General features: G+C 65.4%; 1 pseudogene. It reads right to left on the bottom strand.

Annotated features, from left to right (window positions below):
- Positions 1–12: 12 nt before the first annotated feature.
- A pseudogene (locus tag FMP39_RS37205) lies at positions 13–471 on the bottom strand (hypothetical protein); the annotation flags it as partial.

The following is a 471-nucleotide window of genomic DNA, read 5'->3' as shown; positions in this document are numbered from 1 at the left end:
ACCTGACACCGGTCAGGCGCCGCTGTCGCTGCGCTCTCTCACATAGGCGGCTTCAGGCGCAGGACCAGGGTCCAGCTTGAGCGCCGCCTGTTGCAACCGCTTCGATCGGGCGCCGATGATAACTTCTCGAAACGTCAGCAAGATTACAGATAGGACGAACGGAGACAGATAATAGAGGACGCGGAACAGCAGCATGCCGCCCAGGAGCTCCTCCCGGTCCATCTGCCAGAGGCCGACCAGCATGGCGGCGTCGAACACCCCCAAGCCCCCGGGCGAATGGCTGGCGAAGCCGAGCAGGGTCGCCGAGACGAAGATCACCGCGACCACGACGAAGCCGAGATTGGGCTCGTCCGGGACCAGCACGTACATCGCCAGCGCGCAGAAGCCGAGATCGACGATGCCGATCGCGATCTGGAGCAGCGTCAGCGGGCCGCCCGGCAGCACCACGGTCGCGTGGAGGACGTGTACGGC

Source organism: Myxococcus sp. AB056 (genome assembly GCF_006547365.1).
Lineage (GTDB): Bacteria > Myxococcota > Myxococcia > Myxococcales > Myxococcaceae > Myxococcus > Myxococcus virescens.
Note: the sequence above shows the minus strand (reverse complement) of the source record. Positions and strands in the feature narration are given on the sequence as shown.